Source organism: Actinomadura fibrosa, from assembly GCF_900659615.1.
GTDB lineage: Bacteria > Actinomycetota > Actinomycetes > Streptosporangiales > Streptosporangiaceae > Spirillospora > Spirillospora fibrosa.
On sequence record NZ_CAACUY010000033.1, the window covers coordinates 23,888 to 48,338 of the forward strand.

At 71.9% G+C, this 24,451-nt stretch carries 21 protein-coding genes; 7 read left to right on the forward strand and 14 right to left on the reverse strand.

Annotation, left to right across the window (positions count from 1 at the left end; genetic code table 11):
- Window positions 1-36: 36 nt before the first annotated feature.
- Together E1300_RS14610 and E1300_RS14615 are read left to right on the forward strand one after the other, a co-directional pair.
- Window positions 37-1,125, forward strand: coding sequence for a winged helix DNA-binding domain-containing protein (locus E1300_RS14610; protein ID WP_131757534.1), 1,089 nt, complete (start codon window positions 37-39; stop codon window positions 1,123-1,125).
- Window positions 1,126-1,244: 119 nt separating this feature from the next.
- Window positions 1,245-1,940 carry a histidine phosphatase family protein gene (locus tag E1300_RS14615; protein WP_131757535.1) on the forward strand — a complete coding sequence of 232 codons (696 nt, stop codon included), beginning with the start codon at window positions 1,245-1,247 and terminating at the stop codon, window positions 1,938-1,940.
- A 3-nt stretch (window positions 1,941-1,943) separates the two neighbouring features.
- On the opposite strand, the gene E1300_RS14620 is transcribed toward E1300_RS14615, so the two are convergent.
- The 10 genes from E1300_RS14620 to E1300_RS14665 all read right to left on the reverse strand — a co-directional run bounded on the left by E1300_RS14620 (window position 1,944) and on the right by E1300_RS14665 (window position 12,089).
- Window positions 1,944-2,792, reverse strand: coding sequence for a 5-oxoprolinase subunit C family protein (locus E1300_RS14620; RefSeq protein WP_131757536.1), 849 nt, complete (start codon window positions 2,790-2,792; stop codon window positions 1,944-1,946).
- A complete protein-coding gene (gene pxpB / locus E1300_RS14625; RefSeq protein ID WP_131757537.1) occupies window positions 2,789-3,415 on the reverse strand; it encodes a 5-oxoprolinase subunit PxpB in 627 nt (208 codons plus the stop codon). Before pxpB ends, E1300_RS14620 begins: the two co-directional genes overlap by 4 nt.
- Window positions 3,412-4,164 carry a LamB/YcsF family protein gene (locus E1300_RS14630; RefSeq protein WP_131757538.1) on the reverse strand — a complete coding sequence of 251 codons (753 nt, stop codon included), beginning with the start codon at window positions 4,162-4,164 and terminating at the stop codon, window positions 3,412-3,414. The genes pxpB and E1300_RS14630 overlap by 4 nt, the downstream gene beginning before the upstream one ends.
- A 75-nt stretch (window positions 4,165-4,239) precedes the next feature.
- Entirely contained in the window at window positions 4,240-4,608 is a 369-nt protein-coding gene (locus tag E1300_RS14635) for a UCP033725 family protein (protein WP_131757539.1), read from the reverse strand.
- Window positions 4,605-6,644, reverse strand: a complete 2,040-nt coding sequence (locus tag E1300_RS53410; RefSeq protein ID WP_131757540.1) for an SseB family protein — start codon at window positions 6,642-6,644, stop codon at window positions 4,605-4,607. The genes E1300_RS14635 and E1300_RS53410 overlap by 4 nt, the downstream gene beginning before the upstream one ends.
- Before the next feature lie 71 nt (window positions 6,645-6,715).
- Window positions 6,716-8,353, reverse strand: a complete 1,638-nt coding sequence (locus E1300_RS52455; RefSeq protein WP_242619152.1) for an SseB family protein — start codon at window positions 8,351-8,353, stop codon at window positions 6,716-6,718.
- A gap of 104 nt (window positions 8,354-8,457) precedes the next feature.
- A complete protein-coding gene (locus E1300_RS14650) occupies window positions 8,458-9,996 on the reverse strand; it encodes a hypothetical protein (protein WP_165502838.1) in 1,539 nt (512 codons plus the stop codon).
- Between the two features lie 173 nt (window positions 9,997-10,169).
- Window positions 10,170-10,493 carry a three-helix bundle dimerization domain-containing protein gene (locus tag E1300_RS14655; protein ID WP_242619153.1) on the reverse strand — a complete coding sequence of 108 codons (324 nt, stop codon included), beginning with the start codon at window positions 10,491-10,493 and terminating at the stop codon, window positions 10,170-10,172.
- Between the two features lie 143 nt (window positions 10,494-10,636).
- The gene (locus tag E1300_RS14660) at window positions 10,637-11,398 is read right to left on the reverse strand and encodes a cytochrome b/b6 domain-containing protein (RefSeq protein WP_131757542.1); all 762 of its coding nucleotides are present in this window, start codon (window positions 11,396-11,398) and stop codon (window positions 10,637-10,639) included.
- Window positions 11,385-12,089, reverse strand: coding sequence for a molybdopterin-dependent oxidoreductase (locus tag E1300_RS14665; RefSeq protein WP_207399724.1), 705 nt, complete (start codon window positions 12,087-12,089; stop codon window positions 11,385-11,387). Before E1300_RS14665 ends, E1300_RS14660 begins: the two co-directional genes overlap by 14 nt.
- 152 nt (window positions 12,090-12,241) lie before the next feature.
- Between E1300_RS14665 and E1300_RS14670 the strand changes: the two genes are divergently transcribed.
- The 4 genes from E1300_RS14670 (at window position 12,242) to E1300_RS14685 (ending at window position 18,581) form a co-directional block, all read left to right on the forward strand.
- Window positions 12,242-12,823 (forward strand): HhH-GPD-type base excision DNA repair protein, encoded by a 582-nt coding sequence (locus E1300_RS14670; RefSeq protein ID WP_131757543.1) that lies wholly within the window; start codon window positions 12,242-12,244, stop codon window positions 12,821-12,823.
- 541 nt (window positions 12,824-13,364) lie between these two features.
- Window positions 13,365-15,491 carry a SpoIIE family protein phosphatase gene (locus E1300_RS14675; RefSeq protein ID WP_131757544.1) on the forward strand — a complete coding sequence of 709 codons (2,127 nt, stop codon included), beginning with the start codon at window positions 13,365-13,367 and terminating at the stop codon, window positions 15,489-15,491.
- Between the two features lie 254 nt (window positions 15,492-15,745).
- A complete protein-coding gene (locus E1300_RS14680; protein WP_131757545.1) occupies window positions 15,746-17,395 on the forward strand; it encodes an RNA polymerase sigma factor in 1,650 nt (549 codons plus the stop codon).
- A 199-nt stretch (window positions 17,396-17,594) separates the two neighbouring features.
- Window positions 17,595-18,581, forward strand: coding sequence for a hypothetical protein (locus E1300_RS14685; RefSeq protein ID WP_131757546.1), 987 nt, complete (start codon window positions 17,595-17,597; stop codon window positions 18,579-18,581).
- Window positions 18,582-18,667: 86 nt separating this feature from the next.
- On the opposite strand, the gene E1300_RS14690 is transcribed toward E1300_RS14685, so the two are convergent.
- The 4 genes from E1300_RS14690 to E1300_RS14705 all read right to left on the reverse strand — a co-directional run bounded on the left by E1300_RS14690 (window position 18,668) and on the right by E1300_RS14705 (window position 22,039).
- Window positions 18,668-19,408, reverse strand: a complete 741-nt coding sequence (locus E1300_RS14690) for a YaaA family protein (RefSeq protein ID WP_131757547.1) — start codon at window positions 19,406-19,408, stop codon at window positions 18,668-18,670.
- 284 nt (window positions 19,409-19,692) lie between these two features.
- A complete protein-coding gene (locus E1300_RS52460) occupies window positions 19,693-19,923 on the reverse strand; it encodes a DUF7455 domain-containing protein (RefSeq protein ID WP_131757548.1) in 231 nt (76 codons plus the stop codon).
- A 143-nt stretch (window positions 19,924-20,066) separates the two neighbouring features.
- Window positions 20,067-21,140 (reverse strand): ABC transporter permease, encoded by a 1,074-nt coding sequence (locus tag E1300_RS14700; RefSeq protein WP_131757549.1) that lies wholly within the window; start codon window positions 21,138-21,140, stop codon window positions 20,067-20,069.
- A complete protein-coding gene (locus tag E1300_RS14705; RefSeq protein ID WP_131757550.1) occupies window positions 21,137-22,039 on the reverse strand; it encodes an ABC transporter ATP-binding protein in 903 nt (300 codons plus the stop codon). The genes E1300_RS14700 and E1300_RS14705 overlap by 4 nt, the downstream gene beginning before the upstream one ends.
- A gap of 212 nt (window positions 22,040-22,251) precedes the next feature.
- Here E1300_RS14705 and E1300_RS14710 point away from each other — a divergent pair, with 212 nt between their 5' ends.
- Complete coding sequence (locus E1300_RS14710) at window positions 22,252-24,342, forward strand: DNA gyrase/topoisomerase IV subunit B (protein ID WP_131757551.1); 2,091 nt, start codon at window positions 22,252-22,254, stop codon at window positions 24,340-24,342.
- Window positions 24,343-24,451: the final 109 nt, after the last annotated feature.

Here is a 24,451-nt window from a genome sequence, read left to right on the forward strand (position 1 = left end):
TCCGGTTTCGTCGGTGGCGCGGGTTCTAATTGGCGCATGGTGTCGGTGACATGGGCGCAGGTGCGGTCCTGGCGGATGCGGCGGCAGTACATCGAGGCGCCCGGCGACGTCACGGCGGTCGGGCTCGCGCGTCGGCTGGCCGGCGTCCAAGCGCAGGTGGCGTCCGCCGCCGAGTTCGCCGTGGCCGTCCGGCAGGCGGAGCCCGACCGCACGGAGGTGCAGCGGGCGCTGCTGGACGATCGGACGCTCGTCAAGACCTGGGCCATGCGGGGGACCTTGCACCTGCTGCCCGCGGACGACGCCGCCGCCTACCTCGCCCTCTGCGCGACGACGCGGAACTGGGAGAAGGCGAGCTGGCAGAAAACGTTCGGTGCCACGCCCGCCGACCTGGAGGCGATCGCGGAGGCCGCCGCGGGTGCGCTGGGCGGCGGTGCTGAGCTCACCCGGGAGGAGCTCACCGCGGCCGTGGTCGAAGAGACGGGTTCGCGGCATCTCGCAGAGGTCCTGGGTTCCGGCTGGGGGACGCTGCTCAAACCGTTGGCCTGGTGGGGGGTGCTCTGTTTCGGACCGCGGCAGGGCGCCCGCGTCACCTTCACCTCACCCGAGCGGTGGCTGCCCGGATGGACTGGTCTGCCCACGGTCGAGGACGCCGCCCGAACCGTCATCCACACCTACCTGGGAGCGCACGGACCCGCCACCCCTGACATGTTCGACACGTGGCTCACGCGGAAGGCGAGCCGCAAGAAGGACGTCAGGTCGTGGTTCGCCGCAGCCGAGGACGGGTTGTCCACGGTCGAGGTGGACGGTGTCCCGATGTACGTGAGGGAGGAGCACCTGGACGAGTTGGCGGGAGCCGAGCCCACCACGTCCGTCAGATTGCTGGGGGCGTTCGACCAGTACATCCTCGGTGCGGGAACGGGAGCGACCTCCATCATCCCGGTCGAGCATCGGGGCGATGTCAGTCGTCCAGGCGGGTGGATCTCCCCAGTGGTCCTGTACGAGGGCCGTGTCGCAGGCGTCTGGGAGGCCAAGGAAGGCGCTGTGGCCGTCACCGCGTTCGAGAGCGTTCCCAGTGGTCCTCTGGACGCCGAGATAGCGCGCCTCCGCCCCCTGCTGAATCTGTAGGCCCTGCTAGGGAGCTCGAACGCCTCGTACGTCACACGGTGCCGTCCAGAGCATCGACGGCGGCTTTCGGTCCAACCCGGGTGCGAGCGGGGAGGGAGCGGTCCTCTAGGGTGCCGTTCGTGGACGAGCGGGAGGAGCCGGTCGAATACCGGCAGAAGCCGTACGAGGCGCCCGCGGGCGCGACCGAGATCCTGCTGGTCCGGCACGGGGCGTCCGCGCCGGCCCGTCCGGACACGCCGTTCCCGCTCGTGGACGGGCAAGGCGATCCCGAACTCGCCCCGGAAGGGGTGGAGCAGGCCGAACGCGTCGGTGAACGGCTCGCCACGGAGCGCCTCGACGCCATCTACGTCACCACGCTCCGCCGTACCGTCCAGACGGCGGCGCCGCTCGCTCGCCGGCTCGGCCTGAAGCCGCGCGTGGAGGCGGGACTGCGCGAAGTGCATCTCGGTGACTGGGAAGGCGGGCTGTTCCGCAAGATGGTCGCGGAGAACGACCCGGTCGCGCAGCGGATGTTCGCCGAGCAGCGCTGGGACGTCATCCCCGGCGCCGAGCGCGACGAGGCGTTCGCCGAGCGGATCGAGGAGGGCCTCGGGCGGCTCGCGGCGGCGCATCCGGGCGGGCGCGTCGCCGTGTTCACCCACGGCGGGGTGATCGCGCAGGCGCTGGCGACCGCGACGGGCTCCCGGCCGTTCGCCTTCCTCGCACCCGACAACGGCTCCATCTCGCGGCTGGTGCGTGCCGGCGGCCTGTCGGCCATCCGGGGCTACAACGACGTCGCCCACCTGGCGGGCTCCGCCTCTGCTCCGCTGACCTAGGCCCTACAGGCGGAAGCGGATCTGCTGTCCGGGGCGCAGTTGGGCGGCGATGGACACGTCTGCCGACGCGAGTACGGCGACCACTGGGTAACCACCGGTGGTGGGGTGGTCCGCCAGGAAGATGATGGGCAGTCCGCTGGGCGGTACCTGGAGAGAACCTGTCACCATCCCTTCACTGCTCAGCTCGCCCTTGCGTGCACGGGTCAACGGCGGGCCCTGTAGGCGGACGCCTACGCGGTTGCTGTCCGCGCTCACCTCGTACGGTGTGGACGTGAGAGTGGCCAGGGCGTCGTCGCTGAACCAGTCGTCACGCGGCCCGGGCAGGATGCGCAGGACGGGTGCGTCCGGGAATGTACAGGCGGGCGCCACGTCCACGGTGATGTCGTCGAGCCCGTCGGACGGGCCGACCGGCAGCCGGTCACCGGCCGCCAGAGGGGACGGGCCCAGCCCGGAGAGCAGATCGGTGGATCGACTGCCGAGCACCTCGTCCACGGTGAGGCCTCCGCGTACGGCGAGGTAACTGCGCAGTCCCGACGATGGAGTACCGAGTTCGACGAGAGCGCCTGCCGGAACGAAGCACGGTGCGTTCGTGCCGTGGGCTCGGCCGTCGACGCGTACGGGAACCGGTCCGCCCGTGACCGCGACCCAAGCGCGCGCGTGGAAGCGCAGCGCGGCCCCGCCGAGCGTGAACTCCACGACCGCCGCGTCCTCCCGGTTGCCGACGAGCCGGTTCGCCAGCCGGGAGGAGCGCTCGTCCGCCGCGCCGGACCGCGGGACGCCGAGGTGGGCGTGGCCGGGCCTGCCGAGGTCCTGCACGGTCGCGAGCGGGCCGGGGCGGACCACCTCGATCACGGGGACTCCTCGGGGACGAACCGGACGCGTGTTCCGGCCCGGAGCAGCGACGGGGGATCGCGCGTCACGTCCCACAGGGGGAGGTCGCTGCGGCCGAGGAGCCGCCACCCGCCCGGCGACCGCGACGGGTAGACCGCGGCGTACGGTCCGGCGATCGCCACCGAGCCGGCCGGGACCGCGGTGCGCGGTGACTCGCGGCGCGCGACGTGCAGGGCGGGGTCGAGTCCCGTCAGGTAGCCGAAGCCGGGAGAGAAGCCCAGGTAGGCGACCGTGTACGACGCGGAGGCGTGCCGGTGGACGACCTCGTCCCGGGACAGGCCCGTGAGTTCGGCGACCTCGTCGAGGTCCTCGCCGTCGTAGACGACGGGGATCTCCACGGGCGCCGTGTCGTCCTCCGCGTCCGCGGGCAGCGCCAGGCCCGGCAGGCGGGCCGCCAAGCGGTCGAGGTCGACGGCAGGGCCGGTCGCGGGATCGGTGACGACGAGAACGGTCTGCTCCCCGGGGACGACGTCCACGACACCGGGGATGGCGGCGGCCCGCAGTGCTGCGTTGAGGCGGTGCGCGGTCGCCACGTCCCCGGTCTCCACCAGCAACGCGGTGTCGCCCGCACGGAGGACCTTCACGCGAACGGCTCCAGCTTCACCCCGGCTTCGGTGAGCGCGGTCCTGACCGCCTGAGCCAACGCCACGGCGCCAGGGGTGTCGCCGTGCACGCACACCGAACGCGCCCGCAAGGTGACCTCGCTTCCATCTGCCGCTACGACGGTTCCGTCCACGGCCATCCGGACGGCCCGCCCGACGACGGTCTCCTGATCGTGGATCACGGCTCCGGGTTCCCGGCGCGAGACGAGCCCACCGGACGGCGTGTAGGCGCGGTCGGCGAAGCACTCGGCGACCACGGTGAGGCCGTCGGCGACGTCATGGACGGCGGAACCGGGAAGGGTCAGCAGCGGCAGCGACGCGTCGTACGCCCGTACGGCGTCGGCGACCGCCCCGGCCTGCGCGGGGTCGCGCGCGATGCGGTTGTAGAGGGCGCCGTGCGGTTTGACGTACGCCACCCGTCCGCCCTCCGCGCGCGCGATGCCGTCCAGGGCCGCGAGCTGGTAGAGGACCTCGGCGGTCAGCTCGGGCGCGGCGACGTCCATCTCCCGGCGGCCGAAGCCCGCCAGATCGCGGTAGGACACCTGCGCGCCGATCGTCACCCCCCGCTCGACCGCCGCCGCGCACACCCGCCGCATGATGAGCGGGTCGCCCGCGTGGAAGCCGCACGCCACGTTCGCACTGGTGATCACATCGAGCAGGGCCAGGTCGTCGCCCAGCTCCCAGATGCCGAACCCCTCACCCAGGTCGGCGTTGATGTCGATGACGGCCATCCCCAAGACTTACCATCGCTCCTCGCGCGCGTCCTGCCCGCCCCGGACCGCCCCGTCGCGGGGCGCGGGCATGCCTCAGACGGTCTCCTCGCGCATGTCCTCGATCTCCGCGCGCGGCGCCCACGCCTGGTACACGCCCCGGTCGAAGAGTTCGAGCCCGAGCCGTTCGGCCACGGGCGCCTTGCCGCCGGTGTACTCGACGCGCACCCAGCCCTCGTGCTCGCCGAGGACCACGAACGGCTCCCCGCGCCACGTGCAGTACGTGCTGACGTAGACCAGGCGGTCCACCTGCGCCATGGGCACCACCTGCACGAACCGGTCGTGCGCCACCTGGCGGAACCCGTCCGCGTGGCGCGGCAGGTACAGCCGCACCTGGTCGCCGTCCGGGCTCGCCTCGTACTCGGTGCCGCGCCAGCCGGCGTAGAAGCCGTGCCTGATGGTCATCCCCGTCCTCCCGGCAGTCGCACGAGCCACCGGCGCAGGTCGGCGTCGTACCCCGCCACGAGCGACTCGGCCCCGGCCGCGTCCAGCCGGTACAGCTCGGCGCCGTGCGGCAGCCGCTGACTCTCGATCTTGAACTCGGGGATCGCGGGGCCGTCGCCCGGCGCGTACCCCGAGCCCGGGAACGGCGCCTTCTCGATCACCCATCCGCCCGGGATGATGCCCATGCTCCACTCGTCGATCCCGCCGAGCGGGCGCCGGAACAACGACGGCTTCACCGCCGGCCACCGGACCACGAAGATCTCCTTGTCGGAGAGGGCGAACGGAGAGCCCTCGTAGACGAGCCCCAGTCCGCTGATCAGCGCCGCGGGCGTGTTCAGCTCGCGCACGTCCTGCAATCGGTGCACGTACCCGGCGATGAGGTCGTAGCCGCCTTCCAGGTAGTGCTGGACGTGCTCGGCCCGGATCACCTTCTGCATGACGACGACCTGGGCCGGGCCTTCGGCGGGTGTCCTGTCGCCCATCCGCTGCGGCTCATCGCGCCCGCCTTGGGCGCGGCTCGGCACTTCCTGAGGAGGCGGTGCCGGAGCGGACGCGCCGCGAGGCTGGATCGGAGTGTCCGGAGGCGTCGCGTGCGACCCCGGACCGGCCGGTGGCGCGCCGGGGGCCATCGTGGAACGACCGGCCACGTGGACGTCCGCCGGGTCGGGCGGTATCGGCCGGGCCACTGGCACTGGACGTGTGGCCTGGGGAGGAGCCGGTGGGGCCGGGGGCCGGGGCTGTACAGGGTCGGGTTGCGTGGGAGGGACCGTGTGCGCTGAGGCCGCCGGTGCTGGAGCGCTCCGCGGGGGGCGTGCCTCAACGGGTTCACCCTGCGTGGGGCTCGGCTGTACCGGCCGGGTGCGGAATGGGTCGCCCTGTGGCTGCGGTCGCACCGGCTCAGGCTGCACAGGATTCGCGGGCGCTTGCGGTGCGTGGTTCTGGGGCGCCCGGCTAACGTGCGGCTGCGGCTGCGGCTGCGGCTGGGCTGGGGGTGGAGCCTGCGGCGGCGGCGGTTGGGCTGGGGGCGGGCCCTGTGGCTGCTGCGCCTGGGGGCGCCTGGTCCGTGCCTCCTTGGCGGGCGCGGGCGGCCTGGGCGCGCGCGCGGGCCGGGACGGACGTGCGGGCGGCCGCTCCTCCACGGGCTCAAGCAGGGCGTTGGCATCGAGGTAGGAGGCGCTCGGCAGGCCGGGGTTGATGGCCAACTGCCATTCCGGGTGCGGCCAGTGGCGTGACAGCTCGGCGAGCGTCGCCTGGCGGTGGTGGACGGCCTGCCCTTGCAGTGACAGGTCCATCGCTTCGGGAGAGGTGAAGGCCAGGACGAACGTGCCGTCGCCGAACTGGGCCGTGGCGTACTGGTGGTCGGCGGCGTTCGGGTCGCCCGGCGCGGGCAGGTAGAGGACGGCCCGCGCGAGCAGTTCCAGGTAGGCCTGCTGGTCGCCGCGCTCCCGTGCCTCGGCGAGCGCCCGCTCCAGGGTCGAACCGGACGGACGGGCCGCGCGTGCCGCGGCCCGCGGCCGGTCGGCGGCCGGCTTCTTCTCGTTCTCAGGGATGGCAAGGGGGATGCCGAGCCCCGGCAGCGCCAGCGGACCGCCCTCCGGGCCGGACCTGCTCGCCTGGTAGACGAGTTCGAGCGGCGACTCGATGCCGTAGACGTCGCGGAAGGCGCCCACCATCTGCCCGGAGAGGAGGGCGCACGCCTCCAGATGCTCCGAGGACGCCCGGGAGCCGCGCTCGCGGAGGGTGAAGCGGTCCCACCAGTTCTGCCGCTCCTCCTCGTCCGGCGGCTCCCAGCCGAGGGCCCTGAGCCGCCGCTCCTGGCGGGGGGCGAGCGGGCGGGGCAGGAAGGCGCTGCTCACCGCTTCGGCGTCGAGTGCGCCTTCGGAGCGCATGGCCTGGACGTAGGGCAGCCCGCTCGGCCCCTGGACGATGAGGAAGGACCTGACGGGCAGCCGCGAGAGCTCCAGGGTCAGCCGTTGGGCGAAGTCGTTCCAGTCCAATCGGGATCCACTCTCGCGTCAGTGGGGTGGGAATGCCGTACTGCCGTACTCGACGGTAGTCGAACGCCTCGTCACTCGGTCCAGGGAGCCGGGACCACGTCCGCCGCCGCCTGGGACCACTGTCCGCTGAGGGCGTCGTAGACGGCGATCGGGGTCGCGCCGCCCTCGTCGGTCATGGCCCAGAGGCGGGTGCCGTGCGGTGGCCGCAGGGGAAGGCCTACGGGCCGTGCGGGTGCGGGTCCGCCGTCCGTGGGCCGGTGACCCTCGCCGGTCGGGGCGCCGAGTGGAGCGGACATCGCCGACGGAGGCGAGGCGGTGGGCACGGCCGGGTCGGCCGCGCGCGCTTCGTCCGGCATCGGGGTGGCCGGTGCCGGGGCGGGCTGTGGCGGGGCGGGAGGCGGAGGGGAGGCCGGCGGTGCGGACGCCGGGCTCTTGTCCACTCCTCCGGAGTCGATCGCCGCCTGCAACTCGGCCAGCGAGTAGGAGTCGATCGCGGTGTGCCGGTCGTCGGTGTACGGCGTCCCGTTGACGCTGGGGAGCGATCCGTTGGCCGCAGGGAGCGTGCCTCCGGCGACCGGGTTCGGGCCGGACAGCGCGTTGGGATCGACCGTGCCGTACGGGTTCGGGACGTCGCGCTGCTCAAGCGGCATAGAAGACGGCCCGGACGACGTAGCCGAAGGCGACGAAGCGGGTGGCGCAGGTGGCGCTACAGGAGGCGGCGTAGTGGGCGTCGCCGGAGAGGGCGCTACGGCGGACGTCGCACCGTTCAGACGGGTCAGGGCGGACGGGTCCAGGAGCACTTCGCTGGGCAGCCCCGGGTTGATGGCGAGCTGCCAGGACGGGTCGGGCCAGCCGGACGCGAGGGAGGCGAACGAGGTGCGGCGGTAGAGGCCGGGATGCTGGTCCCCGGTGCGTGCCAGGGCGCCAGGGGAGGTGAAGACGGTGACGTAGGTGCCGGATCCGATCGTGATGGTCGGCAGTTCGGCGCGGTCGGGGTCCTCCACCGCGTTCGCGGTCGCCGGGAGGACGGGGTCGGCGCTCGCGAGGAGGTCGAAGTAGGTGGCGTGGTCGCCGCGCTCCTTCGCCTCGGCGAGGCGCGGTTCGAGCAGGTCGGCGGAGGCGCCCGGCACGCCGTCGAGCGGGAGCGCCATGGGGCCGGACCCCAGCGGGTCGGGGCCCACCGGGTTCGACCCCACTGGGTTCGACCTCAGCGGGTCGGCCGACGACCGGCGCCGCGTGACGCGGGACCGGTCGGCGGTCTCGATGCCGAAGTCGAGCAGCTCGATGAGGCCGGTGCCGTGCCGGTGGAACGACTCGTAGACGAGGTCGGACGGGCGCCGGACGCCCTGGACGTCGCGGAGCGCCGTCACCATGACGTCGGCCAGCCGCGCGTAGTCGCCGGCGGTGACGGCGGCCATCCCGCCGGGCGCGCCGCCCTCGGGCAGCTCCGTCCACCAGTTGCGGGGCGCGGGGTCGGCGGGCGGGCGCCAGCCCGCCTCGCTCATGACCTCCTCGTCGGCCGGCGTGAGAAGCAGCGGCCCGTCGAGGAAGTTGTTGCTCACGGCCTCGGCGTAGAGCCGGTCGGGCTCGCGCATGGCCTGGACGTAGTGCCGGCTCTCGTCGCGTTCGCGCACGATGAGGATGGTGTCCCGGTCGAGGCCCGCCAGCTCACGTCCCAGCCGCCGGGCGAACTCGGACCACTCCAACAAGATCACTCCCTACGACCGGGGGGCGATCTCCCGGACCCCCGCGAGACCATCCGTGCCCGAGACCCGATGATTGTCGCCACGGACGCCGCGCGCAAACCGGGAGTTCACTCGGGCGGGGGTTCGTGACGCAGCACACGCAGCGCCGCGCGCAGCGCCTCGGGGCCGTCGCCGTGGCGATCGAGGACGTCGATGAGTTTGTGCAGGATCTCGTGGCGTTCGTAGCCCACGTCGAGCAGCGCCTGCGCGGTCTCCCACAGCTGGGGAGGGTCGCCTCTCCACAGGCGCTCCGTGAGCCGCTCGTGCGCGCTCAGGTGCGCCTCGTCCGCGCCGGGGTGCTCGAACTCCAGCATGATGCGGCGGTCGTCGGGATCGGCGGGGTCGAGGGTGGACAGGTCGATGGAGCCGTGCCGTCCGGTCTGGCGGTGGGTGCCGGACAGGAACGGCAGGGCGAACGCCCGGCGCGGCAGCGCCTCCAGCTCGCCGTCGGGGAGCAGCCGGTCGACGAGCTCGCGGTCGAGCCCGAACGCGGCCGGGTCGCGGTAGGCCTCGGCGAACTTGGCCGTGGCGTCCCAGACAGCGTCCAGCGTCGCCCTGATGCCCTCCTCGGGCAGCCCGGTGCGCTTGCCCGCCCACCGCACCCAGGCGGCCAGGACGTGCGGCACGGCCTCCTGCTCGGTCGGCGACAGGAGCACCTTGCGGGGCAGCCAGTCGAGAAGGAACATCTCGCACTTGATGGGGCTGACCCGGAGCGGCCGTCCGAAGTCGTGGGTGCAGCCGTAGTCGATGATGCGGTCGACGCAGCGGCTTGCGGCCGACCGGTCGGACAGGTCCTCCGCCTCGTCGGAGGCGAGGAACCGGGCCGCGATCGTGGCGCGCCGGTCGCGCCCGTACACCGGCGGCTGGGGCAGGCGGCCGCCGGGCGGGAGGATGCCGACGCGCGCGCGCACGAACGCGTGGTAGGAGCCGAAGTTCTCGTTGACGGGCGGGTCGTCGATGTCGTCGGTGAGGTCGAGGGCGCTCTGCAGGAGCGCCTTGGTGTCGCGCGGGTCGAGCTGCTCGAACCGCATCAGCGGGTTGTCGCGGCCCTCCCGCCGGCAGTGGTCGAGGAGCTTGTCGACCTGGGACGAGACCCACGCGTCCCGGATCATGCCGCTCGTCGGGGGCCGTCCGCTGCGCGCGGCGGCGCCGAACGGGTCGCCCTGGTACTGGAGGGCCCCGGCCTTGTTGCGGTCGACCAGGACGACGAGTGCGTGGCGCTCGGCGCCTCCGTAGGTGTAGGTGCAGACGACGGAGTCCTGGTCGCCGTAGACGTCCCTGGAGACGAAGCACTCCTCGGGGGCGACCATCCCGACGCGGTCGGCCCAGCCTGGGCGGGCCACGCCGCGCTCCATGAGTTCGAGCGCCGCCCGTTCGGCCTTGGCGGCCTGCCGCGGGGTGCCGAGGTAGGCCATGCCGGTGAGGAGCGCCAGGGCGGCCGGGGTGCCGGCCCGTCCGGCGTGGTCGACGAGGGCCTCGCCGATCACCTGCTCCACGTCGCCGCCCGGGACGTGGTGGCCCCACCAGGACCCGAGGATCTCGCTGACGATCAGCTCGGCGTCGAGGGGGCTGCGGACGGCCAGCAGTTCGCGGGCATGGCGCAGCATGCCGTCGAAGATCGCGGAAACCTCGTCCGAGGGGGGCGTGCCGTCCCCGGCCGGATCCCCGGAGGAGCGGTGACGGCTTCGGGGACTCACGCCCCCAGTTTCTCAGATCCAGCGCCGGACGTTGTCCAGGACACCGGGGAAGACCGCAATGGGACGCACGCGGTCTCCCGTGGTCAGCCGTCGATGTCGCCGCCGGAGAGGCCGTCCCGCCGGCGGCGCGCCGTGGGGGAGGCGTCCGGCGGTGCGGTGTGCTCGTCGGAGTGCCCTCCCGGCGACCGTCCGGAGGGCGGTTCCGACTTCACCTTCCCCAGCAGATGCTCGCGTGCCATCCGCTCGACCCGATCGGGTGTCGCGTCGAGCCCCAGGTGGGTCATACGCGCATGGACGTCGGTGACGCAGCGCCGGACGGCCTCGGACGGGACGTCCGCGAACTCGTCCGCGAGGCGTCGCGTGAGCGCGTCGCGTGCCTCGCTTCGCTGGTCGGTCAGTGCAGGCATCTGCGCACACCTCCGCGAACGGGTTCCGGCGGACGGGGCCGCACCGCCGGCCGAGGACGAAGCGCTCGCGGACCGAACCGGCTCAGGGAGCTTCCGCCCGCACCCCGCCTCGATGTCTAATTCCAGCGCTTTTGTCGGGAGAGTCAAGATGTATCCGGGCGACGTCTGGCAAATTCTGGATGTCCTTCGTCACCCGGCCCGTTTTCCGTGGCCTCGGTGCCCTTTCCCGCGGTGTCCGCCCAGCCCGCGTGGTGTCTCAGCGCCCAATCACGGTCCACCCGCCCGGTGAGCATCCCGGTGAGCGCGTCGCGATCCCGCAACGCCTCCCACAGGTGCCCGGCCGTCACCACGAGGACCACCAGGAAGAGCCAGTCATGGACGAACGTGGCCCCGGTGCGCCACCGGTCCGGCCACGGGTCGGGGAACGTGAGGATCTCGCCCGTGCCGAGCATCACCAGGATGGCGCCCGCGGTGAACGCCGCGTTCAGCTTCTGCCCCGCGTTGAACTTGCCGACCGGCAGGATCCCGCGTCCACCCCGTACCGCGCGGCGGTCGCGGCGCCTCAGCCATTCCCAGTCGTGCGGGGCGAACCTGTTCAGCCGCCTCAGGTCGGCCCTGAACGCGCGCGACAGGAGCCCCAGGACGATGGGGACGGGCAACGCGAACCCGCACCACACGTGCACCGTCTTGATGAGCTCTCGGCGCCCCGCCAGCGTGGACAGGGCGGGGAAGTACAGGAATGCCGCCGTCGTGACGCAGGTCAGCATCAGCAGGGCGGTGACATGGTGGATCGACCGTTCGGCGCGCGTGAACCGCGCCAGCCGCTCCGACCGCTCCGACCGCTCCGACCGCTCTGACCGCTCTGGCCGCTCCGGCTGCGGGTGGACGGGCTCAGGTGGGCGCATCGTCACGTCCGTTCGACCGCCCGACCCAGGCGTCCACGTCGTAGCCCCGGTCCTCCCAGTAACCCGGACGGACCCTGTCGGTGAGCTCTATCCCGCCCAGCCACTTCAGCGACTTGTAGCCGTACATGGGCGCCACGTACAGCCGCACGGGCCCGCCATGGTCGTGACTGATCGCTCCACCCTCCATCTGGGTGGCCACAAGGACATCACGACGCCGCGCCTGCTCCAGGGTCAGCGACTCCGTATAGGTGCCGTCGAACGACGTGAACCGGACCGCTTTCGCCGCGGGGGAGACGCCGACCGCGTCCAGGAGGTCGGGCAAGGCCACCCCCACCCAGCGCACGTCCGGCACCCGCCAGCCCGTCACGCACTGGAAGTCCTTGTCGAGGACGGTCTGCCGCAACCTCGCCAGATCGGCCATACCGAAGGTGCGCGGCTTGTTCACCAGCCCGTCCACGGTCATACGCCAGTCGGCGGCGCTGTAACGCTTCACGCTTCCGGTGACCGTGTAGTAACGGAAACCGCCGGCCGCCGGCAGGACGTTGCCGATCTCCCCCACCGGCGCCAGCGCGCGGTTCACCTTCTGCTGCAGAGCGCCCCCCACGGCGGCCCCCGCCACGCCGAGGCCGAGCATCCCGAGCACCACCCGCCGGCCAACGGGAGTGCCTTCTGCCGGTTCGTCCGCGTTCACGTCTCTATTCGAGCACCGTCGCCGCCGTTCCCGCCACGATCGGGCGAGGTCCGTAAGACTTCTGACAGATTCAAGACTTCTGACGGATTCCGTCCCCGAGCGGCCGGTCTCGCCCCGGGGCGTCCGGGGGGCCGGGTCCTAAGCTGGGCCGCATGGCCACGAAGGTGCAACTGACACAGCGGCCGGAGGCCGACGAACTGCTCGGACGCAGCCCGCTCGCCGCGCTGGTGGGCATGCTGCTCGACCAGCAGGTCCCGATGGAGTGGGCGTTCTCCGGGCCGTACACGATCGCCCAGAGGCTCGGGTCCGAGGACCTGGACGCCCACGAGATCGCCGCGTACGACCCCGAGCGGTTCGCAGCGCTGCTGTCGGAGAAGCCGGCCGTCCACCGCTACCCCGGCTCGATGGCGAAGCGGGTGCAGCAGTTGTGCCAGTACGTCGTGGAGCACTACGACGGGGACGCGGAGCGGATCTGGAAGGACGTGGACGGCGGCAAGGAACTGTTCAAGCGCCTCAACGCGCTGCCCGGGTACGGCAAGCAGAAGGCGCAGATCTTCGTGGCGCTGCTCGGCAAGCAGTACGGGGTCCGGCCGGAGGGCTGGCGCGAGGCCGCCGGCCCGTACGGCGAGGAGGGCTCCCACCGGTCGGTCGCGGACATCACGGGTCCGGAGTCGCTCGCCAAGGTGCGGGCCTTCAAGGCCGAGCAGAAGGCCGCCGCCAAGACCGCCAAGTAGGACGGCGAAGTAGGACCGCCAAGTAGGACGGTCGAGTAGGCCGGTCGACTGAGGTGGCCGGGTAGGGCGGCCTGGTGAGGCGGCCGAACAGGGTGGAACAGGGCGGTCGAGCAGGCCGCCGGACAATCGGCCTAGCAGGGACGAGTCCGGCGGACGGGGCGGCGGCCCGGACCTGCTTTGCCGTCTTTTTGCCTGGTGAAGCGGGCGGCGCGCGGGAGGTTTTGGCGGTGTCCGGAACTCGCCGAGCGATGCGAGATCACGGCCCGCGGCACCCGGGCGCCGTAACATCTCCTACTCGCCGTCCGAGCGGATCGCCATCCGGTGCCCGCGGGGACGGCGTCCGAATCCGAGGTTGTCGCCTGGGGCCGAAGGGACAAGGATGTCCATCAGGGCTTCCGTAGGCGGCGAACCATCGGGATGATGAGAACCTGACTCCGATCGGTGTTGTGATGGAGGCGGGAGCGCTAGCCTGCTCCCATTCACTCATAGTGATGAAAACTTGCCGCGCGGTACGGGACCTTCTGGGGCGGAGGTGTTGTCCATGAGCACCGAGACGTCCGTTCCGCATCCCCGCGTCTCAGGGGTGGAGGGCCAGCCCATGGATGCGTCCGACGCCGCGCTGTACGCGACCCTGCTCAAGGAGGCCCCGGGCGGGCTGGCGTTCTTCGACGGCGACCTGCGCTGCCGCCGCGCCAACGACGCGCTCGCCGCGCTGCTCCGGGTGCCCGTCCGCGATCTCCAGCAGCGGCGGCCGTCCGAGGTGCTGCCCGGGAACCTGGCGACGGCGTTCGAGACGGCGCTGCGGAAGGTCCTCGCCGAGGACCGCCCGCTCAGCGACCTGGACCTCGTGGTCCCGACCGGCGATCCGCCCGGCGACGCGGCGCTCGCCACGGCCGTCGAGGAACGGATCCTGGCCTGCACGTGGCTGCCCGCCCGCGGCCCGGACGGGCAGGCGCTCGGCGTCGTCCTGACGGCCCTGGACGTGACGGAGCGGCGCCGGGCCGAGGAGGTCATCCGCCGCAAGGAGCAGCGCTACCGGTCGCTCGTGGAGGCCAGCGCCCAGGTGGTGTGGGTCGCCGCGCCGGGCGGCGGCGTCATCGACGACGCGCCCGAGTGGCGCGCGATCACCGGCCAGACGCCCGACGACTACGCGGTCGGCGGATGGCTGTCGGTGATCCACCCGGAGGACCGGCCCCGCATCGAGGCCACCTGGCGGGAGTGCGTCGAGGACAACCGGGTCTTCGAGACCAACTACCGGGTCCGCACGAAGAGCGGCACCTACCGGCACTTCGACGTCCGTGCCGTGCCCATCTGGCAGGGCGGCGCGGTCATCGAGTGGGTCGGCGCCAACACCGACGTCACCGGCCAGCGCGAGGCCGAGGAGATGCGCGGGCGGCTGACCGAGCAGCTCTCCGCCGCCGCGCTGCGGACCGCGCGCCTCCAGCAGGCCACGTCCATGCTCGCCGAGGCGCTCACCGTCTCGCAGGTCGTCCAGGTGATCACCGAGGTGGGCCGGTCGGCGATCGGCGCCGACTACTCCGCGGTGGCGCTGCTGGACGACGACAAGCTGCGGCTGAGCATCGTGGCGCCGTCCCAGCCGGGCGGCGAGGGCGAGGCCCGGCCCGCCTCCCGCGACGACATCAAGGTCAGCGACCAGACGGTCATGTCCGTCGCGGTCCGCGAGAGCCGGCCGTTCCTGGCCGAGCACCCCGACAGCCTCCGCCTCCAGCTCGGCCACGACGAGAAGGGCCTGTTCGCCCAGCACACGGGGGAGCGCGCCTGGGTGGGCCTGCCGCTGCTGGCCGCCGGCGCACCGATCGGCGCGCTGCGGTTCTCCTTCACCCGGCCGCGGGAGATCACCGAGGAGGAGCGGGTCTTCCTGGAGGCGCTCGCCGGCCAGTGCGCGCTGGCGGTGGAGCGGGCGCTGCTGTTCGAGCGCGAGCACAAGACCGCCGAGGAGCTCCAGCGCAGCCTCCTGCCGAGCGATCTCCCGCAGCTGCCCGGCATGGTCCTCGCCGCCCGCTACAACCCGGCGACGCGGCACGTCCAGGTCGGCGGCGACTGGTACGACGTGTTCCGCCTCCCCGACGACCGGCTCGCCGTCGCCGTCGGGGACGTCATGGGCAAGGGCGTGCTCGCCGCGGCCGGAATGGGACGCGTCCGCAACGCCCTGCGCGCCCTCGCGCTGAACGATCCGCGGCCCGCCGCGGTCCTCGCCGGCCTCGACCGGCTGTTCAGCGCCACCGAGGACGAGGAGCAGTTCACCACGGTCGCGTACGCGGTCATCGACCCGGAGACCGGCCGCGGCGCCTTCAGCAACGCGGGCCACCCGCCGCCCCTGCTGATCTCGCCCGACACGCCCGCGCGGGTCAGCACGCGGGAGCCCGGCACACCCCTCGGCTGGCCGAGCCAGCGGCAGCAGACAAGTTTTTCCATCGAGACCGGCAACACTGTGGTCTTCTATTCCGATGGACTTGTGGAGAACCGTAGACGCGGGGTGGACGCCGGGCTGGAGGAGCTCGTCGCCGTGGCGGCGGACGCCCCGCCCGAGGTGGTAGGAGATCCCGAGAGACTCGTCGACTTCCTGGTCGATCGGATGCTTGCCGGATACGAGCAGGTGGACGATGTGACCGTGCTTGCCCTGCACGTCCCGCCGAAGCCCGCGTGACACCCGCCGAAGACGGCCCGAAGACGGTGTAGTACGTACGAAGGACCGTCCCGCGCCCTCTAAGGTGGAGTGTTACCGGGCAGGACATCAACGCGGAATGCGCAGCAGTGCCAGAATGCTTGACCCTAGTAAGAGCGGGTACGCTGCGGTCCCGCACCGGGAGGTCCCGCCCAGTGTGTGGTCCCACCCAGTGTGAGGCCGGCCCGTCAGGGCACTTGGGTCAGCCCAGCCACACGTTCGTTCGAGAGGTATTTGTGTCGCCTGCTAGCTCGACCTCGAAAGCGTCAGATCTGCACGAGCACGTCATCGCGCAACTGATCGAGCGTGGACGGTCCCAGGGTTACCTCGAAGCCGACGACGTACGACGTACGTTCGAGGAGGCCGACATCCCCGTGTCGAAGGCCTCCAGCATCTTGCGGAGCCTCAGCAAGGAGGGTGTGACCGTCATGGTGAGCGCTGCCGACTCCGCAGCGCCCAAGCGTCCGCGCAAACGTGCGGCGCCGCCGGCGCGCAGGCCCAAGACCGCCGCTGCTGCCAAGGAGCAGCCCGACACGGTGACCGCCGTCGTCAGCGACGACGAGCCCGCCGAGGAGGCCGCCGCGCCGCGTCCGGCGCCTCCGCGCAAGCCCGCGGCCCCGAAGGCCGCCAAGCCGAAGAAGCCCGCTCCCGCGAAGAAGGCGCCCGCGGCGGCGCCCAAGGCGGCGGCCCCGGCGAAGAAGGCCGGCGACGACCCCGAGCTGGAGGACGACGTCGAGGTCGACCTCGACGAGGACCTCACCGACCTGGAGGTCGACCTGGAGGTCGAGGAGGCCGTCGTCGAGGCCGACGAGGCGCCCGAGGCCGAGGAGGACGAGCCCGTCGCCGCGCCGGTGGCCAAGGCGGCCCCCGGCAAGCCGGGCGCCGACGGCGCCGCGCCGACGAGCGAGGAGGAGTCGTTCACGCTCGGTGACGACGACGAGGACGCTCCCGCCCAGCAGATCGCGGCCGCCGGCGCCACCGCCGACCCGGTCAAGGACTACCTCAAGCAGATCGGCAAGGTCCCGCTGCTCAACGCCGAGCAGGAGGTGGAGCTCGCCAAGCGCATCGAGGCCGGCCTCTTCGCCGAGGAGCGCCTCGCCGCCGACGGTCCCGCCATGTCCGAGGAGGACCAGGAGGACTTCGAGTGGATCGCCGAGGACGGGCGCCGCGCGAAGAACCACCTGCTGGAGGCCAACCTGCGGCTGGTCGTCTCGCTGGCCAAGCGCTACACCGGCCGCGGCATGCTGTTCCTGGACCTGATCCAGGAGGGCAACCTCGGCCTGATCCGCGCGGTCGAGAAGTTCGACTACACCAAGGGCTACAAGTTCTCCACCTACGCCACCTGGTGGATCCGGCAGGCGATCACCCGGGCGATGGCCGACCAGGCCCGCACCATCCGCATCCCGGTGCACATGGTCGAGGTCATCAACAAGCTGGCCCGCGTGCAGCGGCAGATGCTCCAGGACCTGGGCCGCGAGCCCACCCCGGAGGAGCTGGCCAAGGAACTCGACATGACGCCGGAGAAGGTCGTCGAGGTCCAGAAGTACGGCCGCGAGCCCATCTCCCTGCACACGCCGCTGGGCGAGGACGGCGACAGCGAGTTCGGTGACCTCATCGAGGACTCCGAGGCGATCGTCCCGGCCGACGCGGTCAGCTTCACGCTCCTCCAGGAGCAGCTGCACTCGGTGCTCGACACGCTGAGCGAGCGCGAGGCGGGCGTGGTGTCGATGCGGTTCGGCCTCACCGACGGCCAGCCGAAGACGCTGGACGAGATCGGCAAGGTGTACGGGGTGACCCGGGAGCGCATCCGGCAGATCGAGTCCAAGACGATGTCGAAGCTGCGCCACCCGTCGCGGTCGCAGGTGCTTCGCGACTACCTCGACTGACCCGCGCTCTCGAAGAGGGCCCGTCCGCTCCGGACGGGCCTTCTCTCGCGTTTACCTCTGACTCGTGGAAAAGTTCCACGTCACCGTGCTGTAGGGCATGTAACACACATTTAACCTCCGGGTAGCGTTCACCGTCTTGCCCGTTCCTACGCTCGCGCGCATGGGACTGACGGAGCTTGACCGGCCATCTGGAGGTCCGGTGGAGCACAGCAGGTTCGCGGGCCCTTCCGCGGTCCGTCCGCGTGCGGCGCAGGTGGTCGGCGGACGTCCCTGGCACGATACGGGGCTCGACGCGGCGGTCAGTGCGGTCCGCGAGCAATTCCTGCGGCCCGGCGCGCACGCGCTCGCCCAGAGCCGGGTGGACCCGGAGGTCCGGTCGCTGCGCGTCGAGGCCCTCGCCAAGGCCGCGCTGGGCCAGAGCAAGGGGATCGAGGTCCTCGCCGCGGAGGATCCGCACAACCCGGACCTGTGGCTGTGGCTCGGCCGGACGCGGGTGGAGGAGGCGTGGGCGATCCGGCCGGACGCGCGCGCACGAGCGGTCCAGGCGGCCGGGTACACCGCGTACACGAGGACGATGCAGGCGGCCCGGGAGCCGCTGATGCGCGCGGCGGCGCTGTGGCCGGACGATCCGGTCCCGTGGGAGGCGATGCTCTGGTACGCGCTGGGCCTCGACCTGGACCGGGACGAGAAGGACGCCCTGTGGGTGCAGGCCAGCAGGCGGTGCCCCACCCTCTACGGCGCGCACGTCGCGCGGGTCGTCAGCCTGTCCCCGCAGTGGGGCGGCCTAGCGGAGGAGATGTTCGGCTTCGCGCGGACGGCGATGGGCACGGCGTCGCGGGAGGACCCGCGCTCCGCCCTGCTCCCGCTGGCGTACTTCGAGTACTTCGTGCAGGAGCGGTCGGGCATCATCCGCGGTTCGTCGTCGTGGTTCTCGCACGAGGAGTGCCGGGACGTCCAGGTCGCCGCGCGGGGCTGGTTCGAGGGCCCGCGCCCCCATCCGCGGACGGTCGAGGCCCACAACCTCTTCGGGGCCGCCTTCCACCTCGCGGACGCGCGCCGTCCGGCACGGCAGCACCTCCTGCGCACCTGGGGGCGCCCCAGCAGCCTTCCCTGGACCTACCTGGGCGGAGACGAGGTGAGCCAGTACGTCAAGGCGTGCCGGCACCTCAACGTCGTCCTCGACTGACGTCACGGCCGGGAGACACTTCGACCGCGCGGAGGACAGGCGCCCCTGCGGGTCAGGCGCCTCTGCGGGACAGGCGTCTTTGCGGGTCAGGCGTGCAGGATGACGTCGAGGTTCGTCCCGTTGAGCTCCACCGTGTACCCGAGGTCGGCGACCGCCTTCAGCAGCTCCTCAGGGGTGGTGGGCCTGGCGTCGGCCTTGAGGAGGTCGTGCGCGACCTTGCCCCGTGTCGCCTTGGCCATGTGGCTCACGACCGTGCGCTTCGGCACGCCGCCCAGGATCCGCTCGCGCAACACCCGCACGGCGACGGCGGGCTGAGGAGCCTTCCACGCGGAGGCGTAAGGGCCCGAGCGCATGTCGACGATCAGCCCGTCGAGGCGCAGGGCCTTGCGCATCACCGGCCGCCAGAGCGCCGCCAGCCGCCCCTCGGGCGGCAGCGAGACCGCCATGGCCAGCCGGTACGGCGGGATGCGGTCGGTAAGCCTCAGCGCGCCCCACAGGCCCGAGAAGACGATGATCTGCTCGTTCGCGGCGCGCTCGTCCAGGTCCGCGAGGTCGAGGTTGTCGTACAGGACGCCGGTGTAGAGGCGGGCCACCGGCAGGGTCGGGGCGGTGCGCAGGGCCCGGTTGCGGGCGAGCGCCTCGTCGGCCTGCCCGGCGGGCAGCCCGAGCACCTCGCCGGCGCTGTCCAGCCGGCACGCCTCGCCCAGTGCGGCGAGGACGCGCTCGCGGACCGGGTTCAGCTCGGGGAAGCTGAGCGATGCCAGGTCGAGCGGAGGGCCGTCCCCCTCGGGCGCCTTCTTCTCCGACGGTGGCAGCAGGAAGTGCACGATCCCCCCGATAACTCGTCGTCGCGGCCGTCCGCGCTGTTCTCTCAGGATATTGCGCTTGACGCACGAACTACGCAGAGTGAATAAGAACACTACGGTGCGTCGTGGCGGCGGACCGGTGATTCCCGCCACCGGGGCAACGCGAATAAGCACGCAGAGTATCCGACTGCTCACGGTAAGGAGTCGCGGGCGAAACGGTGCGAAACGGCGACGCGGACGCAGGGAATGCGAACGGCGGTCACCGTGTCCGGTGGCCGCCGTTCCGGGTCGTTCTATTTCGAGGGCTACCGCTCGTCGGGTGAAGCGGAGGCCGGGGTTTCGTTCAGCCTGTCGGTCTCATCCTGAATGTCGGCCCCGTTGGCGCGCAGGGCCTCTGTGTACTTACGCCCGTGGTGGGCGCAGAACAGAAGGTCGCCGCCGCCTACAAGGACTGCACGGACGTAGGCCTGGGCGCCGCAGCGGTCGCAACGGTCGGCGACGGTCAACGGCTTGGTTGGGGCAAGGGCTCCAGTCACGGCACCTTCCTCATGCTCGGGGTCGGTACTTAGGAGAACATCTAACCCGACGTGGACGTTCCCAACCTGTTTCTTCGTACGCCCACAGCAGAATGGCCCAATAAGTGACCGAGGTCACATCGCGTCGTGGCCCACCGTCCTGATCAGGCCGCTTCCCAGCGGAACAGCCGCGTGGCGATCAGGGCGCCGACCGCGGCGACGCCCAGCAGCACGCCGATTTGGGGCAGTGCGGACCCGGGTCCGAGGCCCCGGCCCATCACGTTGAGCATCCCCTCGTTCAGATAGCGCAGCGGGAAGGCGTACGAGAGGCCCTTCATCCACGCCGGGGCCGAGTCCAGCGGGAAGAACGAACCGCCGAGGAACGCCATCGGCAGGACGACGAGCTGCGTGACGGCCTGGGCCGTCTCCTGGCTCTTGGCCCACGCCCCGATCACCATGCCGATCGACAGGAACGCGAGGACGCCGGCCATCACCATCGGGATCGCCATCCACCATGCGTGCCCGAGCTTCAGCCCGAACATCGGAAGCTGCGCGACCACGATGAAGAGGGCGAACTGCCCGAGCGCGACGCCGAGGCTGACCGCGACCCGCGCGGCGAACACCGTCGGGATGGGCGCGGGGGAGAGCTGGAGGCGCCGCAGGATGCCCTTCGTCCGCCACGTCACCAGCGTCTGCGAGGCGCCGAAGACCCCGGCGGAGGCCAGCGCCCAGCCGAGCAGGCTCGGCGTGAAGAACTGGATCGCCTTGAGCGAGTCGTCCTCGACCTGCTGCGAGCGCAGCGTGAAGGCCGGAGGCTTGCCGCTGGCGGCCTGGTTCGCCGACTGGACGAGCGAGTCCATCAGGCCCCGGACCGTTCCCGACCGGACCTGGTCGGCCGCCGAGTAGTGGACGACGACCTCGCTGCCGCGCTGCTCCACGACCGCGTCGGCGTCGCCCTTCTCGACCTTGCGCAGCGCCGCGGCCCGGTCCGCCGTCCGGGTCAGTTCCATGATCTTCTTCAGCTCGGCCGGGTCCCGCGCGACCGCCTGGTCCACGGCCGCGACCGGGCCGACCTCCAGGACCTTCGCCTTCGCCGTGCTCTGGTGCCCGAACACCCCGGCGAAGATGACCAGGAACATCAGGGGGAAGAGCACGGTGAAGAACAGCGCCCCGCGGTCCCGGCGGAAGCCGAGCAGCATGGCCCGCGAGAGGCTCTTGAAGCTGTCGAGCGTGCTCATGCCCGGTACTCCCGTCCGGTCAGGTCGAGGAAGACGTCCTCCAGGGTGGCGCCGCGGATCTGGACGCCGTCCAGGGCGTCCTTGGCGGCCATGGCGGCGACGACGGCCGAGGGGTCGCGCGTGGAGATCGTCAGGGACACCCCGTCGTCGGCGGCCTCGTCGGCCCCCGGCAGCCGCCGGGCGTCGCCGACCGGCAGGACCCCGCTCGCGACGCTGATCCGGGCGGGCACGTCCAGGCCGCGCACGAGCGCCGCCGGCGGCCCGAGCCGCAGCACCCGCCCCGCGTCCATGATCGCGACGCGGTCGCAGAGCAGCTCGGCCTCGTCCATGTAGTGCGTGGTCAGGACGATCGTCCGGCCCTCGGTGTTGATGTCCCTGAGGACGTCCCAGAGGTTGCGGCGGGCCTGCGGGTCCAGCGCGGCCGTCGGCTCGTCCAGGAACACGAGCTCGGGGTCGTGGACGAGCGCGCAGGCGATCGACAGCCGCTGCGCCTGGCCGCCCGACAGCTTCTCGACGCGGACGTCGGCCTTGTCGCCCAGCCCGACCTTCTCCAGCATCGCGTCGCTCTTGCGCGCCGGGACGCCGTAGAGGGAGGCGAACGTCTGGAGCTGCTCGCGGGCGGTCAGCCGCTCGAAGAAGGCGGTCGCCTGCAACTGCACGCCGATGCGGGGCAGCAGCCGGGGGTTGCGGGGCCACGGCGCCATGCCGAGGACCGAGACGCCGCCCTCGTCCGCCTCGCGCAGCCCTTCGATGATCTCCAGGGTCGTGGTCTTGCCCGCCCCGTTGGGCCCGAGGATGCCGAAGAACTCGCCCTCCGGGACCGAGAAGGTGACCCCGTCCACGGCCTGGACGTCGCCGTATCGCTTGCGGAGGCCCGTGACCTCGATCGTCTGTGCCATGCCGAGGAGACTAGAGATCGGGCATGCCGGGAACACCAACCCAGAGGTGGACGTTCTGCCTCTCCACCCCCGGGTGCGGACCCGCTCGGCGGACCGTTGGAAACCCGGCGGATCGCCCGTCGCACCCCCTGCGGCGGCGAGCCTTTCGGTGGAATGTCGTCGGCCGGGGGTACCCTTCTGCCGAATGTCCTACCCCCGAGGAGCACACGCAGTTGACCGCCGCGACCGCCGAAGCGCCCACCGATGACCCGCACGGCTACTCCGCCCGGCACCTCTCGGTGCTGGAGGGGCTGGAGGCCGTGCGCAAGCGACCCGGCATGTACATCGGGTCGACCGACAGCCGAGGCCTCGCACACTGCCTGTGGGAGATCGTCGACAACTCCGTCGACGAGGCCCTCGCCGGACACTGCACCCATATCAGCGTGACGATGTACGCCGACGGGTCGTTCGAGGTGGGCGACAACGGTCGCGGCATCCCCGTCGACCTGGAGCCCAAGACGGGCCTGCCGGGCGTGGAGCTGGTCATGACCAGGCTCCACGCGGGCGGCAAGTTCGGCGGCGTGTCCTACACGGCGTCCGGCGGCCTGCACGGCGTCGGCGCGTCCGTCGTCAACGCCCTGTCCGCCCGCCTCGACGTCGAGGTCGACCGCGACGGCCACACCCACGCGATCAGCTTCCGGCGCGGCCTGCCCGGCGAGTTCGCCGACGACGGCCGCCCGAACGCCCGCTTCAAGAAGAAGTCGGGCCTGCGGCAGACCCGCAAGGTCGCCAAGAAGGTCACCGGCACCCGCGTCCGCTTCTGGCCCGACCTCCAGATCTTCCTCAAGGACGCCACGGTCGACCAGGCCCTCGTGATGGACCGCATGCGCCAGACCGCGTTCCTGATCCCGGGCCTCACCATCGACGTCCGCGACGAGCGCGGCGAGGAGGTCGTCGAGGAGACCTTCCGCTTCGACGGCGGCATCGGCGAGTTCTGCTCCTACCTCGCCAAGGACGCCCCGCTCATCGACGTGCTGCGGCTCCAGGGGCGCGGGCACTTCACCGAGACCGTCCCCGTCCTCGACGACCAGGGCCACCTCACGCCCACCGACGTGGAGCGCGACCTGGAGGTCGACGTCGCGCTGCGCTGGGGCACCGGCTACGACACGATCACCAAGTCGTTCGTCAACGTGATCGCCACCCCGAAGGGCGGCACGCACGTGCGCGGCTTCGACCGGGCCGTGCTCAAGGTGATCAACGAGCAGCTCCGCGCCGTCCGGCTGCTCAAGAACGGCGACGAGGACGTCATCAAGGAGGACGTCCTGGAGGGCCTGACCGCCGTGGTGACGGTCCGGCTCCCGGAACCGCAGTTCGAGGGGCAGACCAAGGAGATCCTCGGCACCTCCGCCGCCACCCGCATCGTGTCCCAGGTCGTGATGCGCGAGCTGCGGGCGGTGTTCGAGAACCCGTCGCGCGGCCAGAAGCAGCCCCTGCGCACCGTCCTGGAGAAGGTGGTGGGCGCGGCCAAGACCCGCATCGCCGCCCGCACCCAGCGCGACAACCAGCGCCGCAAGAACGCCCTGGAGAACTCGGCGCTCCCGGCCAAGCTCGTCGACTGCCGCACCGCCGACGACCGCAGCGAGCTGTTCATCGTCGAGGGCGACTCGGCGCTCGGCACCGCCAAGCTCGCCCGCGACTCCGAGTTCCAGGCGCTGCTGCCGATCCGCGGCAAGATCCTCAACGTGCAGAAGGCGTCCGTCGCCGACATGCTGAAGAACGCCGAGTGCGCCGCGATCATCCAGGTGATCGGCGCGGGCTCCGGCCGCACCTTCGACATCGACGCCGCCCGCTACGGCCGGATCATCCTGATGGCCGACGCCGACGTCGACGGCTCGCACATCCGCTGCCTGCTGCTCACGCTGCTGTACCGGTACATGCGGCCGATGCTGGAGGCCGGGCGCGTCTTCGCGGCCGTCCCGCCGCTGCACCGGATCGAGCTGACCAAGCCCCGCAAGGGCCAGGACAAGTACGTCTACTGCTACAGCGACGGCGAGCTGACCCGCAAGCTCGTCGAGTTCGAGCGCAAGGGCCAGCGCTGGAAGGAGCCCGTCCAGCGCTACAAGGGCCTCGGTGAGATGGACGCCGACCAGCTCGCCGAGACCACCATGGACCCGCGCCACCGCATCCTGCGCCGCATCCGCATCGAGGACGCGGAGGACGCCGCCAAGATCTTCGACCTGCTCATGGGGAGCGAGGTGGCGCCCCGCCGGGAGTTCATCACCGCCGGCGCCTCCGAGCTCGACGCCGAGCGCATCGACGTGTAGCCCGCGGCTGGTCGGCGGCTGGTCCGCGGCTGGTCCGCGGCGCCGTCTCCACCCTCCGGTGGAGGCGGTGAAGTCCAGCCTGGCTCCGATCCTCAGGAACGCGGCCGTC